The organism is Flavobacterium zhairuonense (assembly GCF_004352915.1).
Lineage (GTDB): Bacteria > Bacteroidota > Bacteroidia > Flavobacteriales > Flavobacteriaceae > Flavobacterium > Flavobacterium zhairuonense.
Genome location: NZ_SJSY01000076.1, coordinates 162,403 through 177,696 on the forward strand (window position 1 = coordinate 162,403; position 15,294 = coordinate 177,696).

A 15,294-nucleotide genomic window follows, 5' to 3' on the forward strand; every position below is an offset into this window, starting at 1 on the left:
TCTTTAAATCCTTATTGTTCCTTAAATTCTTATTTTGAAATATTTAGTTTCTTATTAAATCCCCTTCTATTTTAGAAGCTTCAATAATTTGGTGGATATCTGCATCTACAACTTCTTTTTTAATGTCAGCGAATTTCAAAAACTCGATGTAAACGACATCCAATTGTGTTTTTGTCAATTCGTATCCAACTTTTTTAGCACGGTAAGCCAAAGCCGCTCTTCCGCTTCTAGCTGTCAAAATGATTGAAGATTCATTCACTCCCACATCTAACGGATCCATGATCTCGTAAGTTGCTCTGTTTTTGATCACACCATCTTGATGAATTCCAGAACTGTGTGCAAAAGCATTTGCTCCCACGATTGCTTTGTTTGGCTGTACAATCATTCCCATACTTTCAGAAACCAAACGGCTCATTTCGTTTAATTCTCTTGTATTGATATTTGTATCTAAATTTAAGTATGGATGTTGCTTGAAAATCATTACTACTTCTTCAAGTGCTGTATTTCCTGCTCTTTCACCAATACCATTAATAGTACATTCTATTTGTCTTGCTCCATTTATAGCTCCCGCAATTGAGTTTGCCGTTGCCATTCCTAAATCATTATGACAGTGACATGAAAGGATCACGTTTTCGATTCCTTTTACGTTTTCTTTTAAGTATTTAATTTTTGCTCCATATTCTTCTGGAAGGCAATACCCTGTCGTATCAGGAATATTTAAAACCGTTGCACCAGATTTGATCACTTCTTCACAAACTTTTGCCAAGAAAGCGTTATCAGTTCTTCCTGCATCTTCAGCATAAAATTCAACATCTTCAACATATGATTTTGCGTGAGCTACTGCAAATTTTGCTCTAGCAATAATATCTTCGGGCGTAGTTTGTAATTTGTGGAGGATATGAGATTCTGAAGTTCCGATTCCGGTGTGGATTCTAGGTTTCTTAGCATGCTTTAAAGCTGCCGCTGCAACATCGATGTCATTTTTTACGGCTCTTGTTAATCCGCAGACCGTTGCATTTTCTACAATTTTACAAATCTCAGAGACCGATAAAAAATCGCCCGGACTTGACACAGGAAAACCTGCCTCGATAATATCAACTCCCATTTTGTCTAGTCGTTCTGCGATAACTAATTTTTGCTTAGTATCTAACTTACATCCTGGAACTTGTTCACCATCGCGCAAAGTGGTGTCAAAAATTTGAACTTTCTCTCTATTCATATTCATTAATTTAATGTAATTTCACATTGTGATAACAAATATATATTGTACTTATGCAGTACGAAATTCAATTTAATGAAATTATACTGTTCATAAAGCATTTTATATTCAGTTAATCACTTTAAAACCAATAAGTTATATTATTATTTTTTACAATGGCTAACCATCAAAAAGATTTCTTATTTGTTCTGATTAAATCCCTTTCCAAATCTGAAAAAAGACAATTTAAAATTTTTGCGAGTCGCTTAGAAACGAGTTCGAACACAAAATTTATCGAGCTGTTTAATATTTTGGATAAATCTGAAACGTATGATGAAAAGCTTATTCTAAAAAGCGGAAGTATCAAAAAAGTTCAGTTATCTAACTTAAAATCATACCTGTACAAACAAATCCTTGTTAGTATTCGCTTGAATATTCCGAGCCAAAATATTCGTTATCAATTACGCGAACAAATTGATTTTGCTGTTATTCTTTATAATAAAGGTTTGTATAAACAGAGTTTGAAAATTCTGGACAAGACAAAACAGCAAGCTTTGGAAAATGATGAAAAATATATGGCGTATGAAATTGTAGAATTCGAAAAATTGATCGAATCGCAATACATTACCCGAAGTATTCAAGGCCGCGCTGATGAATTAGTTATTCAAGCAAAAGAATTGAATTACAGAAACACTATTTCAAGCAAACTATCGAATTTGTCGCTTCAATTGTACGGAATCATGTTGAAAACAGGTTATGTAAAAAGTGATGCCGAATATAAATATATAGACGATTATTTTAATAGACATATCGCAAAACTTGACGAAAGCAAATTTGGTTTCAGAGAAAAATATTGGTTTTATAATGCCAATTTATGGCGCAGTTTCTTGGTTCAGGATTTCTTGGCGAGCTACAAATATGCCTACAAATGGGTGACTTTGTTTTATGATAATCCGAATATGATTTATTTGAATCCAGTGTTTTTCTTAAAAGGAAATCATTATTTCTTGGAATCGCTTTATATGTTGAAATATACTTCTAATTTCAAGAAATATTTAACGCTTTTGGAAGAAACTATCGCGGATGACAAATTTCCGGTAAACGATAACATTGCATCACTATCATTTCTGTATATCTACAACAATAAATTAAATCTGCATATTCTGGAAGGTACTTTCGCGGAAAGCGAATATTTGATCCCAGAGATTTTAGAACGATTAAAGCTTCACAGTGAACACTTGGATGAACATCACGAAATGTTGTTTTTCTATAAAATTGCTTCAATTTATTTTGGAAATGAAAAATACAACGAGTGCATCAATTATTTAGACAAAATCATCAACAACAAGAATTTAACCATGCGTGAAGATTTAATGTGCTTCGCAAGACTTTTATCTTTGATTGCACATTATGAACTTGGAAAAGATTATTACCTAGAAAATCATCTTAAAAGCACGTATAAATTTTTATTGAAAATGAACGACTTGCATGAAGTTCAAAAAGAAATTATAAAATTCTTAAGAAACTTAAATAATTTTTATCCTGCTGATATCAAAAAGGAATTCAAAAAAATGCACGCCCGTTTTGTTGAACTTGAAAAGAATACTTATGAAAAAAGAGCTTTTCTATATTTAGATATCATTTCGTGGCTGGAAAGCAAAATCGAGAATCGCAAGATTGCTGATATTATTAAGGAAAAGGCGAAGTTGAATAGCAGATAAAATTTAAATTCCAAATTTTTAATCTCGATGGCCATCGAGACAAATTTCAATAAAAAAAGCGTGGAAAATTAAATTTTCCACGCTTTTTGTCATTTCGACTGAAAGGAGAAATCGCACTCGAAACTCCACAAAGACTGGCGATTTAGTTTGCGGAAATACTAATGCGATTTCTCCTTTCAGTCGAAATGACAAACATTGCTTAAAAACAATAAACACAAAAAAATCCCAAACTCCAACAATTGGAATTTGGGATTTTAAATTATTGGAATTTAAAACTTTTATTCAACGATATTAGAAGTTGTCACATAAAAATCTTTATCAACTTCTACTTTTCTATCTTCAGTTGTTGTTTTTTCTGATTGCCATTCTGTTGTTGGTTTTAACCACATTTCAACACCGTTTAATTTCACTCTTACAGGCATATCAAATTTGGCTACGCAATTTGTCCAGTGATATCCAAAAGTTCCATTTTTAAACATATATTCAAAAACTGGAATTTGAGTTGTAGTCAAATATTGAGCGAAAACTCTATTGAAATTAATTCCAGATTGTTCGTTGATATACTCCTGAATTTGTTTGCCTGTAACTGTTTGATGGTAGAATTTTTTATTCATTCCTCTCAAAATTGATTTCCATTTTGCATCATCATTAATTACCTGACGAATCATATGAAGCATCGAAGCTCCTTTTGGATACATATCTCCTGAACCTTCGTTGTTTACATCATAATGGCCAATAATTGGAGTGTCATTTTTAATGTTTTTTCTGCATCCGATAATATATTCAGCTGCTGCATCTTTTCCATAATAATACTCCAGAAAAAGGCTTTCAGAATAATTTGTGAAGCTCTCATGAACCCACATATCTGCAATATCCTTATACGTGATATTATTTGCAAACCACTCATGTCCAGACTCGTGAATAATGATGAAATCAAATTTCAATCCCCAACCAGTTCCGCTTAAATCACGTCCTAAATAACCATTTTTATATTGATTTCCGTAGGTTACAGAACTTTGGTGCTCCATTCCTAAATATGGAACTTCAACTAATTTATAACTGTCTTCGTACCAAGGGTAAGGTCCAAACCAGTTTTCAAAAGCTTTAAGCATTTTTGGAGCATCTTTAAATTGCTCTTTAGCCAAAGCTAAATTGTCTCTCAAAACATAATAGTTGCAATCTAAATCTCCTTTTTCTCCTTTATAAACTTCTCCAAAATTTACATAATCTCCAATATTGATATTTACTCCGTAATTATTAATTGGATTCGAAACGTACCAATTGAATGTTTTAGTTCCATCTTTTTCTTTCTTAACGCTTTGCAATCTTCCGTTTGAAACATCCGTCAAATCTCCAGGAACATTCACGCTGATTAACATGTTTTCTACTTCATCATACATGTGATCTTTACACGGCCACCAAACGCTCGCACCTAATCCTTGACATGATGTAGCAATAAAATCTTTTCCGTTATTGTCTTTTTTCCAAGAAAATCCTCCATCCCAAGGAGCTCGTACAGCTTCTTTAGGTTTTCCTTCAAACTTGATTATAATTTCTTTTGAATCACCAACTTTCTGCTTTTCTACTAAAGTAATAAAGAAAGCATTTCCGTCTCTTTCAAACTTTAGTGGCAAACCATTCTGAGTCACTTTAGTAATCTTCATTGGTTCCTGCAAATCAATCTGCATTCTATTGTTTTCTGTCAAAACAGTATAACGCACTGTATTTGAACCCGAAATTGATTTCTCAGATGGATTTACTTTTACATCTAAATGATAATATTTCAAATCCCACCAAGCCCTTTCTTTTGTAATGCTTCCGCGTAAAGTATCCTGATGTGTAAAAACAGTTTCTGACTTATTTAAAAGTCCTTGTGCATTTGCGCCGAAACCAACTAAAAAAGCGATAAAAGCGCCAACAATGTATTTCTTCATTATTTAAAAATTTGTAAAAAAAGATACGTAAACCTATATAGTCTTCAGCAAATGTAAACAAACTGTTTAAGTTTTTGAAAATTTTATGATTTCCGAAACAAAAAACAAATCCCAACAAAAGTCAAAAAACTCTTGTCGGGATTGATTTTTAAACAATTACAGAATTTAATTATTCAAATTGGATTCTATGATATAAAAATTCTTGTCAACTACTAAAGCATTCTGCTCTCCTTTCACATTCATATCTTGCCATTCTACAGTTGGCTTGAGCCAAGTTTCAACACCATTTAGAGTTACTTTAATAGGCATGTCAAAATTTGAATTGCAATTGATCCAATGAAAACCTAATTTATAATTAGCGAAAAAATATTCTAAAGTTGGCACTTGTGCTGTTCTTAGATATTGATCAAAAACGGTCTTTAAATCTATACCCGATTGTTTGCTTATATAATCCTCAATTTGTTTGGTAGTAACCGTTTGATGATAAAAAGTGCTATTCAAACCTCTTAAAATTGATTTCCATTTGTCATCATCATTCACAAGTTGGCGGATTGTATGCAACATGTTTGCACCTTTTGGATACATATCTCCTGAACCTTCCTTATTTACATCATAAATGCCAATAATTGGCTTGTCATTACTAATTTGCTTTCTCAAACCTTTTATATAAGCATTCGCTGCATCTTTTCCGTAATAATATTCCACAAACAACGCTTCTGAATAATTAGTAAAACTCTCATGAATCCACATATCAGCGATATCTTTATAAGTGATATTATTGGCAAACCATTCATGCCCAGATTCATGTATGATAATGTAATCAAATTTCAAACCCCAGCCGGTTCTGCTCATATCGTGCCCCAGATAGCCCTTTTTAAATTCATTTCCGTAAGTCACAGAACTTTGATGTTCCATACCTAAATAAGGCGCTTCAACCAATTTGTAGCTGTCTTCGTAAAAAGGATAAGGTCCAAACCAGTTTTCAAAAGCTTTCAACATTCGTGGAGCATCTTTAAAATGTTCTTTGGCAACAGCCAAATTATCTTTTAAAACATAATAACTGCAATCTAGATCACCTTTTTCGCCTTTAAATTTTTCAGAAAAACTCACATAATCCCCAATATTGATGTTTACCCCGTAATTATTGATTGGATTGGCGACATACCAATTAAATGTTTTGGTTCCGTCTTTTTCCTTTTTTACACTTTTTAATCTTCCATTTGAAACGTCAGTCAAATCTTCTGGAACATTTACACTAATCAACATATTATCTACTTCATCATACATATGATCTTTGCATGGCCACCAAACGCTGGAACCTAAACCTTGACATGATGAAGCAATAAAATCTTTTCCGTTTTTGTCCTTTTTCCATGTGATTCCTCCATCCCAAGGCGGATTAATTGCTTCTTTAGGTTTTCCTCCAAAAGAAATCACAATCTCTTTTGTCTCTCCAACTTTTTGATTTTCGGTTAAAGTGATAAAAAAAGCATTTCCGTCTCTTTCAAATTTTAAATCTTTTCCGTTTTGAGTCACCTTAGAAATATTCATTGGTTCTTGAAGATCGATCTGCATTTTATTATTTTCGGATAAAACAGTGTAACGTACTGTATTTGAACCTACAATTGTTTTCTCAGATGGATTTACTTTAATATCCAAATGATAATATCTCAAATCCCACCAAGCTCTTTCTTTTGTAATGCTTCCTCGCAAAGTATCTTGGTGTGTCAAAACATCCGTTTTACTAAAAATGGATTGTGCTTGCGCTGGAAAATTGGAAATAAAAGCTAGCAAAATAGCGCCAAAATACTTTTTCATAGAATAACTTTATGGTTAACAGAACATTTAGTTAGCGAACTAAAAATTAGGAATATATTTTAGAATGGAGTAAAATTTCATTATTTATTATCCATACGATTCTAATACAATCTGATCTCCTCTTTTCAATTGTTTTTTTCCCACAATACCATTGACGATAAGTCCTATGCCAGACAATACAGCACCATAAAAAATAATTCCGCCGCCTGTTCCTATAGAAAACACTAGTCCAAGAGTTGAAAGAATAAGGCCAATTATAATATTTCTACTAAATTTTCTTGAAAAATCTTTTCGGGCAAGACCGTTTAAACTGTCAATTTTTTTAAGAATTGAAACTGGAATTTTGATGCTTCGTTGTTCAATAATATTGCTGACAATAAAATAATTTTCTTTAGAATGACTATCTGAAAATTCACCAAATTTCCCGTTTTCAATAATTTTATCCAGAATGCTTTCAAAGTTTAGAAGCAGTTCTTCGTCTGTCAAATCTTTAGTGCTATTTTCAATAATATCCTCGATATTCTCTTCAAATTCAAGTCTTTTCTCAGATAAATATTCGATTTGTTCCAAAGGAGAAAGATCCTCAATATGTCTTTTTTCAGGTTCTTTCTCCGTTTGATTATTTTCAAGCTCTTCTTTGAGAATAGTTTCGATATCAATATTTCTGGAAACCAATATTTCCTTTGCTACAAATAGTGCATCAGGATTGTATTTGCTGGCGTTTTTAGTCAGCATTAAAATCAGATCATCATTGGAATGATCTACAAAACGTTTTCTGAAAGTTTCGATATCCATAAATCAAATATTTACGTAAATATCAAAAAACAATTCTTATTTTAACATAATTTAGTAAATATTTTTTCGCAAAATAACTACTTCTGGCGTTTTTTCAAGACTTCAACAACATCCTTAAATTGATAACCTTTTGCTTGCAATAAAATCAAATAATGGAACAGTAAATCGGCACTTTCGCTAAGAAACAAATCATCATTATCATCTTTTGCTTCAATCACAACTTCAACAGCCTCTTCTCCAACTTTTTGAGCAATTTTGTTAATTCCTTTTTCAAACAAAGAAGCCACATAACTTTTCTCTGAATCAGCGTTTTCTCTTCGAGTTTTTATCGTACTTTCTAATTGTGAAATAAAACCATAATTTGCATCATTTGGTTCTTGCCAGCAAGTATCTGCACCTGTGTGACATGTCGGACCAACTGGTTTTGCCTGAATCAAAAGTGTGTCTCCATCACAATCGTTTTTAATACTTACTAAATTCAAAAAGTTGCCACTCTCCTCGCCTTTTGTCCAAAGTCTTTGTTTTGAACGACTAAAGAATGTTACTTTTTGTGTTTCTATTGTTTTTTGAAGCGATTCTTCATTCATATAACCCAACATCAAAACATTTTTTGTTTCTGAATCTTGAATTATAGCCGGAATTAATCCGTGTGCGCTTTTGATATCGATTTCCATAATTTTAGTCTAAAGTTATAAAGTCCAAAGTCTTAAAGTCAAAACTATAATCGGACTTCTATATTATTATTTCTTAATTCTTGTTTCAATGCCTTGATTTCTATTTCTTTAAAGTGGAAAACGCTTGCAGCTAAAGCGGCGTCTGCTTTTCCCTCTTTAAAAGAATCAACAAAATGCTGTATATTTCCTGCTCCTCCCGAAGCAATAATGGGAATATTTACTAATTCTGAAAGTTTAGCCAAAGCTTCGTTTGCAAATCCGTTTTTAGTTCCGTCATTGTCCATTGAAGTGAATAAAATTTCACCTGCACCGCGTTCAGCTACTTCAATCGCCCAATCGAACAAGTTTAATTCTGTTGGAACTTTTCCGCCAACTAAATGTACAATCCATTGTCCGTCGATTTGTTTGGCGTCGATTGCAACCACAACACATTGACTTCCAAATTTCTGAGCCAAATCATTAATCAATTGCGGATTTTTTACTGCCGATGAATTGATCGAAACTTTATCTGCTCCGTTATTCAGCAGAACATCAACATCTTCTACAGATGAGATTCCACCGCCAACCGTAAACGGAATATTGATTTTCTCTGCAACACTTCGCACCATATTTACAAGGGTTTTACGTCGTTCTTCTGTTGCTGAAATATCCAGAAATACCAATTCATCAGCGCCTTCAGCCGAATAAATTGCAGCCAATTCTACAGGATCTCCGGCGTCTCGCAAATCAACGAAATTAACACCTTTTACGGTTCTTCCGTTTTTTATATCTAAACAAGGTATGATTCTTTTTGCTAACATGTTTTTAATGTGTTAATTTGATAATTAGTCAATTAGATAATTCTATACGTTTGCTAAATTAATTATCTAATTTTCTAATTAACTCATTATCTAATTATGTAGTTCTCCAACTGTTTTAAGGTAATTCTTCCTTCGTAAATTGCTTTTCCGATAATAGTTCCTTCACAGCCTAATTCAGCTAATTTTGGCAATTCGTCGAAAGTTGAAATTCCTCCAGAAGCGATTAGTTTTACGCCTTTAGCTTCTGCTAAAATTTTACTGTACAAATCAAAACTTGGACCTTGAAGCATTCCGTCTTTTGCAATATCAGTACAAATAACATACTGAATTCCTTTACTCTGATAATCCTGAATAAACGGAATTAAATCTTCATTTGATTCTTCTAACCAGCCTGAAACTGCAATTTTTTCATCTTTTGCGTCAGCGCCCAAAATGATTTTTTCTGAACCATATTCTGAAATCCATTTTTCAAAAATTGTTCTGTTTTTTACGGCAATACTTCCTCCTGTTATTTGATTTGCACCGCTTTCAAAAGCAATTCTCAAATCATCATCCGATTTTAATCCGCCTCCAAAATCAATTTTCAAATTCGTTTGCGTTGCAATTTGCTCTAATATTTTATAATTGACAATCTTGCTTGATTTTGCACCGTCAAGATCTACTAAATGCAGATATTCAATTCCGTGTGCTTCAAATGATTTCGCCACTTCAAGCGGATTTTCATTGTAAATTATTTTGGTATCATAATCACCTTTGGACAAACGAACGCATTTTCCTTCAATGATATCTATGGCTGGTATTATTCTCATTTTTTATAAGTCTTAAAGTTTGAAAGCCTAAAGTCAAAAGTCTTTTTGAATCTCAAAAATTGATATTTTGATTGATATTGTTATTGAAACTTAAAATTCTACATTTTTAAAAAATTGCCTAGAATTTTTTCCCCTATATCACCGCTTTTTTCCGGGTGAAATTGTGTTCCGTAAAAATTATCTTTTTGCAATGCCGATGCGTATTCAACATCATAATTGGTTTTAGCAACAGCATATTCGCAGTTTGGCGCATAAAAACTATGAACCAAATACATGAATTCATTTTCAGAAATTCCTTTAAACAAATCGGTTTTTAAATCATAAATCTGATTCCATCCCATTTGCGGTACTTTTACGTTGTTTGAAAATTTCAAAACATCAACGTCAAAAATTCCTAAACCTTTTGTATTTCCTTCTTCTGTTTTATTGCACATTAACTGCATTCCAAGACAAATTCCTAAAACTGGCTGTTTTAATTCCGGAATCAAACTATCCAATCCGCTTTCGCGAAGTTTACTCATCGCCGAACTCGCCTCGCCAACACCAGGAAAAATCACTTTATCTGCAGATTTTATTTCTTCAGGATTATTGCTCAAAACAGCCTTAAAACCCAATCTTTCAATAGCAAACATAATGCTCTGAATATTTCCTGCTCCGTAATTTATAATTACTATTTTCATTTAATTTTAGTCTTAAAGTCTAAAGTCTAAAGTCTTAAAGTCGATTCTATATCCCCATTTTGGAAAACTTTCGACTTTATGACTTTCCTCTTTTGACTCAATTAAAGCATTCCTTTTGTCGAAGGTAAAATCATTTTTTCAGTATCTCTTTTTACGGCTACTTTTATCGCTTTCGCGAAAGCTTTAAAAATTGCTTCAATCTTGTGATGCTCGTTGATTCCTTCCGCTTTGATGTTTAAATTCGCTTTTGCACCGTCTGTGAATGATTTAAAGAAGTGATAGAACATTTCTGTTGGCATTTTGCCTACCATTTCACGTTTGAATTCCGTTTCCCAGATCAGCCAGTTTCTTCCACCGAAATCAATTGCTGCTTGAGCTAAACAATCGTCCATTGGAAGACAGAAACCATAACGTTCAATTCCTAATTTATTTCCTAAAGCTTTTGCGAAAACTTCTCCTAAAGCAATTGCTGTATCTTCGATTGTATGATGTTCATCAACTTCTAAATCCCCTTTTACAAGAATCTCCAAGTCCATTTGACCGTGACGCGAGATTTGATCTAACATGTGGTCAAAAAATGCAATTCCGGTGTCGATTTTGCTTTTTCCTGTTCCGTCAAGATTTAAATTAATATAAATATCCGTTTCGTTCGTTTTTCTTGTAATAGAAGCCGAACGCGCCTCTAATTTTAAAAACTCATAGATTTTCTTCCAATCCATTGATTGCAAAACAATTGTTTCGTTCAATTCTTCGCGTTTTGATGAAATTTCGTTGCTTCCTGCTCCGTCAGTATCGTTCATGAAAATCGCTTTTGCGCCAAGGTTTTTAGCCAGTTCAACATCAGTCAAACGATCTCCTAAAACAAAAGAATTCTCCAAATCATATTCTGGATTATTCAAATATTTTGTCAACATTCCCGTTCTTGGCTTGCGAGTTGGCGCATTCTCTTCGGGAAAAGTTCTGTCCACGAAAATTTCATCAAAAACAACTCCTTCATTTTCAAAGGCTTTTAAAATGAAATTTTGCGTTGGCCAAAACGTATCTTCCGGAAAACTATCTGTACCTAATCCGTCTTGATTAGTTACCATTGCTAATTCATAATCCAATTCATTGGCAATTTTAGCCAGGTACTGAAATGCTTTTGGATAAAATTCTAGTTTATCCAAACTATCTAATTGTAAATTTTCAGGCTCTAGGACAATCGTTCCGTCACGATCGATAAAAAGTACTTTTTTCATATTTTATGTTTTTTGCCACAGATTAAAAGGATTAGAATGATTTTTCTTTTGCCACGAATTACACAAATTTCACTAATTCAATTCGTGTAAATTCGTGTAATTCGTGGCAAAAAAATTATACACAAACAGAATAAAAAAATCATTTTAATCTGTATAATCTGTGGCTAATATTTTTAGTTCAACAATTTTAATTCTCTAATTACAATTGCATTTTCTTCTTTTGTTCCAATTGTAAAACGAAGACAGTTTTCACATAAAGGCTGTGTTGTTCTATTTCGAATCACAATTCCTTTTTCGATTAATTGATCGTATCTTTTGTTTGCGTCATCCACTTTTGCTAAGATAAAATTGGCTTCTGTTGGATACACTTTTTCAACAAAACTTACTTCAAGTAACACTTTAAGCAATTCCTCTCTTTGCTCAACAATAGACGCTATTTCTTGCTTTATTTTTTCAGAATCTTTTAAACGCTCAATTGCTCTTTGCTGTGTTAGTTCATTGACATTATAAGGAGGCTTGATCTTGTTTAAAATTGAAATTACAGTTTCTGAAGCATAACAAATTCCTAGACGAATTCCTGCCAAACCATACGCTTTTGAAAGTGTTTGCGTAATTACTAAATTAGGATAAGCATCAATTTCCGCCAGCCAGCTTTCTTTCTCAGAAAAATCTATATACGCTTCATCAATTACTACCAAACCTCTGAAATTTTGAAGCAATTTCACCACGCTTTCATCTGAAAAAGAATTTCCTGTTGGATTATTAGGCGAACATAAAAAGATGATTTTTGTATTCTCATTAACCGCTTCTAGAATCTTTTCTACTTGTGGCTGAAAATCTGTTGTTAAAAGAATTTCTCTGTTTTCAACCGCATTGATATTCGCCAAAACACCATACATTCCATATGTTGGTGGCAACGAAATAATATTGTCTTTATTAGGTTCGCAGAAAGCTCTGAAAAGCAAGTCCAAGACTTCATCACTTCCGTTTCCTAATAAAATCTGATTTTGTTTTATTAAATTATTTTTAGCCAAAATCGCTTTAACTGAATTTTGTTGTGGATCCGGATAACGGTTTACGCCATTTTGATATGGATTTTCATTCGCATCCAGGAAAATCATGTCGGCGGTATCAAAATCCTCAAACTCATCTCTTGCAGAAGAATATGGTTTTAAGGATTTTACATTTTCTCTTGTTATTGTATTTATATCGAAAGTACTCATTGTGTTATTTTTTTAAGAAGCAAGAACCAAGAAGAAAGACTTCATAAAATCTTACTTCTTTGCTCATTTTTTTCTATTCTCATCTTATTCTAAACTCTTCAATCTTAAAGTTACTGCATTCTTGTGCGCTTGCAAACCTTCGGCTTCAGCCATTGTTTCGATTGCTTTTCCAATGTTTAAAATTCCTGTTTTTGTAATTTTTTGAAAAGTCATTGATTTCATAAAACTATCCAAATTTACACCGCTGTAATTTTTAGCATAGCCATTTGTAGGCAAGGTATGATTCGTTCCTGAAGCGTAATCTCCGGCACTTTCAGGCGTGTAATTTCCAATGAAAACTGAACCTGCATTTACAATTCCGTTACAGTAGAAATCATCGTATTCTGAACATATTATAAAGTGCTCAGGCCCATATTCATTGATTAAATCCAAAGCAATTTGATCGTTTTCAACATAAATCAATTTCGAGTTTTGAATTGCTTTTTCAGCGATCGCCTTTCTTGGAAGAACTTCTAATTGTGATTGGATTTCATTTTCAACGTCATTGATTAATCTTCTCGAAGTTGAAACCAAAATCACTTGGCTGTCTGTCCCATGTTCTGCCTGAGACAACAAATCCGAAGCTACGAAAGCCGGAACTGCTGTATCATCAGCCACTATCAATAATTCTGATGGGCCAGCCGGCATGTCAATCGCAACGCCAAATTGCGTTGCTAATTGTTTCGCCACAGTCACAAATTGATTTCCCGGTCCAAAAATCTTGTATACTTTTGGTATCGATTGTGTTCCAAAAGTCATTCCTGCAATAGCTTGAATACCACCAACTTTCAAAATTTTAGTTACGCCACATAAATTCGCTGCATATAAAATTGCCGGATTAATTTTCCCTTTTTTATCTGGTGGCGAACACAACACAATTTCTTTGGATCCAGCAATTTCGGCGGGAACAGCCAACATTAAAACAGTTGAAAACAAAGGCGCTGTTCCTCCAGGAATATACAAGCCAATCTTTTGAATTGGTCTTTTTTCTTGCCAGCAATTTACTCCTTCAACAGTTTCGACCTCAATTCTGTCTGTTTTTTGTGCACTATGAAATTTGTAAATATTGTTCTTTGCCAATTCAATAGCCTCTTTCAATTCATTCGGAATCAAACTAATAGCTTCATTGATTTCTTCTTGAGAAACCTCATAATTATCTAATGAAATTCCATCAAAAATCGAAGTATATTTTGCTACAGCTTCATCTCCTTTTCTCTGAACTTCTTTGAAGATTTCTTTTACTGTAACCTCAATATCATCAATAGTTTGAGTTGGTCTTTTTAATATTTCTGACCAGATTTCTGGTTTTGGATTGTCTATTTTATTCATTTTTTTTATGCTTTATGCTATAAGCCTTAGGCTTTAAGCTTTCTTAACTTTGCGATTTTGGCTTATAGCTTACTGCCTAAAGCCTAAAGCGGGCGAAGCCCTACAAAACCATTTTCTCAATTGGGCAAACAAGAATTCCTTCTGCTCCAACTTCTTTTAATTGATCGATTACATCCCAAAAAGTATCTTTATCAATTACAGAGTGAACACTGCTCCAACCTTCTTGCGCTAATGGAAGAACCGTTAAACTTCTCAAAACCGGAAGGATTTTTCCAACTGCTTCAATTTTATCGTTTGGAACGTTCATTAAGATATATTTTGAATTTCTAGCCCTTAAAACTGCCTGGATTCTGAATTTTAAAGTGTCAATGTGTTTTTGTATTTCAGGAGAAACTTTTGGAGAAACTGCTAAAACCGCTTCACTTTTTAAGATTACTTCAACTTCTTTTAAGTTGTTTTTGAAAAGTGTGCTACCGCTTGAAACGATATCTACAATTGCATCAGCAAGTCCTATATTTGGAGCAATTTCAACTGAACCAGAAATTTGGTGAATATCTACAGTTAACCCAAATTTACTGAAATATTCATTAACTGTATTTGGGTAAGAAGTTGCAATACGAAGATTTGCTAAATCTTGAACTGAATTGTACTCGAAAGTTTTAGGAACTGCAACAGAAACTTTGCATTTTGAGAAACCTAGTTTTTGAACCACTTCAATTCCTTTTCCTTTTTCCACTAAAAGATTGTCGCCAACAATCGCTAAATCTACTACTCCATCAATTAAATATTGAGGAATATCTGAATTTCTAAGATACAAAACTTCAAGAGGAAAGTTTGAAGCTTCTGCTTTTAATTGGTCGATTCCGTTGTTGATTGAAATACCGCAATCTTTAAGGATCTGAATGCTGTCTTCGTTTAAACGACCTGATTTTTGAATTGCAATTTTTAAAGTACTCATTTTTTTTAGTTGTTGTTTGATTAATAGTTTGAGTACAAAGAATTGGTATAAAAAAACCCGTTTGATGTACTCAAACGG

At 33.1% G+C, this 15,294-nt stretch carries 13 protein-coding genes; 1 reads left to right on the forward strand and 12 read right to left on the reverse strand.

Translation table 11 applies throughout. The features are described from left to right. Nucleotides 1-43 precede the first annotated feature (43 nt). Complete coding sequence (locus tag EYY60_RS19810; protein WP_132991016.1) at nucleotides 44-1,219, reverse strand: 2-isopropylmalate synthase; 1,176 nt, start codon at nucleotides 1,217-1,219, stop codon at nucleotides 44-46. 155 nt (nucleotides 1,220-1,374) lie between these two features. Between EYY60_RS19810 and EYY60_RS19815 the strand changes: the two genes are divergently transcribed. After that, nucleotides 1,375-2,919, forward strand: coding sequence for a hypothetical protein (locus EYY60_RS19815; RefSeq protein WP_132991017.1), 1,545 nt, complete (start codon nucleotides 1,375-1,377; stop codon nucleotides 2,917-2,919). Between the two features lie 278 nt (nucleotides 2,920-3,197). Here the strand turns inward: EYY60_RS19815 and EYY60_RS19820 are convergent, their stop codons facing one another. From EYY60_RS19820 to hisG, 11 genes are all read right to left on the reverse strand, one after another. After that, entirely contained in the window at nucleotides 3,198-4,853 is a 1,656-nt protein-coding gene (locus EYY60_RS19820) for a M1 family metallopeptidase (RefSeq protein WP_132991018.1), read from the reverse strand. A gap of 165 nt (nucleotides 4,854-5,018) precedes the next feature. Continuing rightward, the gene (locus tag EYY60_RS19825; RefSeq protein ID WP_132991019.1) at nucleotides 5,019-6,671 is read right to left on the reverse strand and encodes a M1 family metallopeptidase; all 1,653 of its coding nucleotides are present in this window, start codon (nucleotides 6,669-6,671) and stop codon (nucleotides 5,019-5,021) included. An 87-nt stretch (nucleotides 6,672-6,758) separates the two neighbouring features. Next, nucleotides 6,759-7,466, reverse strand: a complete 708-nt coding sequence (locus EYY60_RS19830) for a hypothetical protein (RefSeq protein WP_132991020.1) — start codon at nucleotides 7,464-7,466, stop codon at nucleotides 6,759-6,761. Nucleotides 7,467-7,543: 77 nt separating this feature from the next. After that, entirely contained in the window at nucleotides 7,544-8,140 is a 597-nt protein-coding gene (gene hisIE, locus EYY60_RS19835) for a bifunctional phosphoribosyl-AMP cyclohydrolase/phosphoribosyl-ATP diphosphatase HisIE (RefSeq protein WP_132991021.1), read from the reverse strand. A gap of 44 nt (nucleotides 8,141-8,184) precedes the next feature. Continuing rightward, on the reverse strand, nucleotides 8,185-8,940 hold the full coding sequence (gene hisF, locus EYY60_RS19840; protein ID WP_132991022.1) for an imidazole glycerol phosphate synthase subunit HisF: 756 nt from the start codon (nucleotides 8,938-8,940) through the stop codon (nucleotides 8,185-8,187). 86 nt (nucleotides 8,941-9,026) lie between these two features. Further along, nucleotides 9,027-9,749, reverse strand: coding sequence for a 1-(5-phosphoribosyl)-5-[(5-phosphoribosylamino)methylideneamino]imidazole-4-carboxamide isomerase (gene hisA / locus EYY60_RS19845; RefSeq protein WP_132991023.1), 723 nt, complete (start codon nucleotides 9,747-9,749; stop codon nucleotides 9,027-9,029). A gap of 98 nt (nucleotides 9,750-9,847) precedes the next feature. After that, the gene (gene hisH / locus EYY60_RS19850; protein ID WP_132991024.1) at nucleotides 9,848-10,429 is read right to left on the reverse strand and encodes an imidazole glycerol phosphate synthase subunit HisH; all 582 of its coding nucleotides are present in this window, start codon (nucleotides 10,427-10,429) and stop codon (nucleotides 9,848-9,850) included. A gap of 101 nt (nucleotides 10,430-10,530) precedes the next feature. Further along, nucleotides 10,531-11,667, reverse strand: a complete 1,137-nt coding sequence (gene hisB / locus EYY60_RS19855) for a bifunctional histidinol-phosphatase/imidazoleglycerol-phosphate dehydratase HisB (RefSeq protein WP_132991025.1) — start codon at nucleotides 11,665-11,667, stop codon at nucleotides 10,531-10,533. Between the two features lie 173 nt (nucleotides 11,668-11,840). Beyond that, nucleotides 11,841-12,890, reverse strand: a complete 1,050-nt coding sequence (gene hisC / locus EYY60_RS19860) for a histidinol-phosphate transaminase (RefSeq protein ID WP_132991026.1) — start codon at nucleotides 12,888-12,890, stop codon at nucleotides 11,841-11,843. 84 nt (nucleotides 12,891-12,974) lie between these two features. Beyond that, nucleotides 12,975-14,258: a histidinol dehydrogenase gene (gene hisD, locus EYY60_RS19865; RefSeq protein ID WP_132991027.1), complete on the reverse strand. Its 1,284-nt coding sequence runs from the start codon at nucleotides 14,256-14,258 to the stop codon at nucleotides 12,975-12,977. A gap of 100 nt (nucleotides 14,259-14,358) precedes the next feature. Continuing rightward, a complete protein-coding gene (gene hisG / locus EYY60_RS19870; RefSeq protein WP_111424887.1) occupies nucleotides 14,359-15,216 on the reverse strand; it encodes an ATP phosphoribosyltransferase in 858 nt (285 codons plus the stop codon). Nucleotides 15,217-15,294 lie beyond the last annotated feature (78 nt).

What these genes read in the sequence shown, in the direction of transcription:
- hisD (WP_132991027.1), bottom strand. Translation starts at nt 14,258, where the DNA reads ATGAATAAAATAGACAATCCAAAACCAGAAATCTGGTCAGAAATATTA.
- hisF (WP_132991022.1), bottom strand. Translation starts at nt 8,940, where the DNA reads ATGTTAGCAAAAAGAATCATACCTTGTTTAGATATAAAAAACGGAAGA.
- hisH (WP_132991024.1), bottom strand. Translation starts at nt 10,429, where the DNA reads ATGAAAATAGTAATTATAAATTACGGAGCAGGAAATATTCAGAGCATT.
- EYY60_RS19810 (WP_132991016.1), bottom strand. Translation starts at nt 1,219, where the DNA reads ATGAATAGAGAGAAAGTTCAAATTTTTGACACCACTTTGCGCGATGGT.
- hisG (WP_111424887.1), bottom strand. Translation starts at nt 15,216, where the DNA reads ATGAGTACTTTAAAAATTGCAATTCAAAAATCAGGTCGTTTAAACGAA.
- hisC (WP_132991026.1), bottom strand. Translation starts at nt 12,890, where the DNA reads ATGAGTACTTTCGATATAAATACAATAACAAGAGAAAATGTAAAATCC.
- hisA (WP_132991023.1), bottom strand. Translation starts at nt 9,749, where the DNA reads ATGAGAATAATACCAGCCATAGATATCATTGAAGGAAAATGCGTTCGT.
- EYY60_RS19825 (WP_132991019.1), bottom strand. Translation starts at nt 6,671, where the DNA reads ATGAAAAAGTATTTTGGCGCTATTTTGCTAGCTTTTATTTCCAATTTT.
- hisIE (WP_132991021.1), bottom strand. Translation starts at nt 8,140, where the DNA reads ATGGAAATCGATATCAAAAGCGCACACGGATTAATTCCGGCTATAATT.
- EYY60_RS19815 (WP_132991017.1), top strand. Translation starts at nt 1,375, where the DNA reads ATGGCTAACCATCAAAAAGATTTCTTATTTGTTCTGATTAAATCCCTT.
- hisB (WP_132991025.1), bottom strand. Translation starts at nt 11,667, where the DNA reads ATGAAAAAAGTACTTTTTATCGATCGTGACGGAACGATTGTCCTAGAG.
- EYY60_RS19820 (WP_132991018.1), bottom strand. Translation starts at nt 4,853, where the DNA reads ATGAAGAAATACATTGTTGGCGCTTTTATCGCTTTTTTAGTTGGTTTC.
- EYY60_RS19830 (WP_132991020.1), bottom strand. Translation starts at nt 7,466, where the DNA reads ATGGATATCGAAACTTTCAGAAAACGTTTTGTAGATCATTCCAATGAT.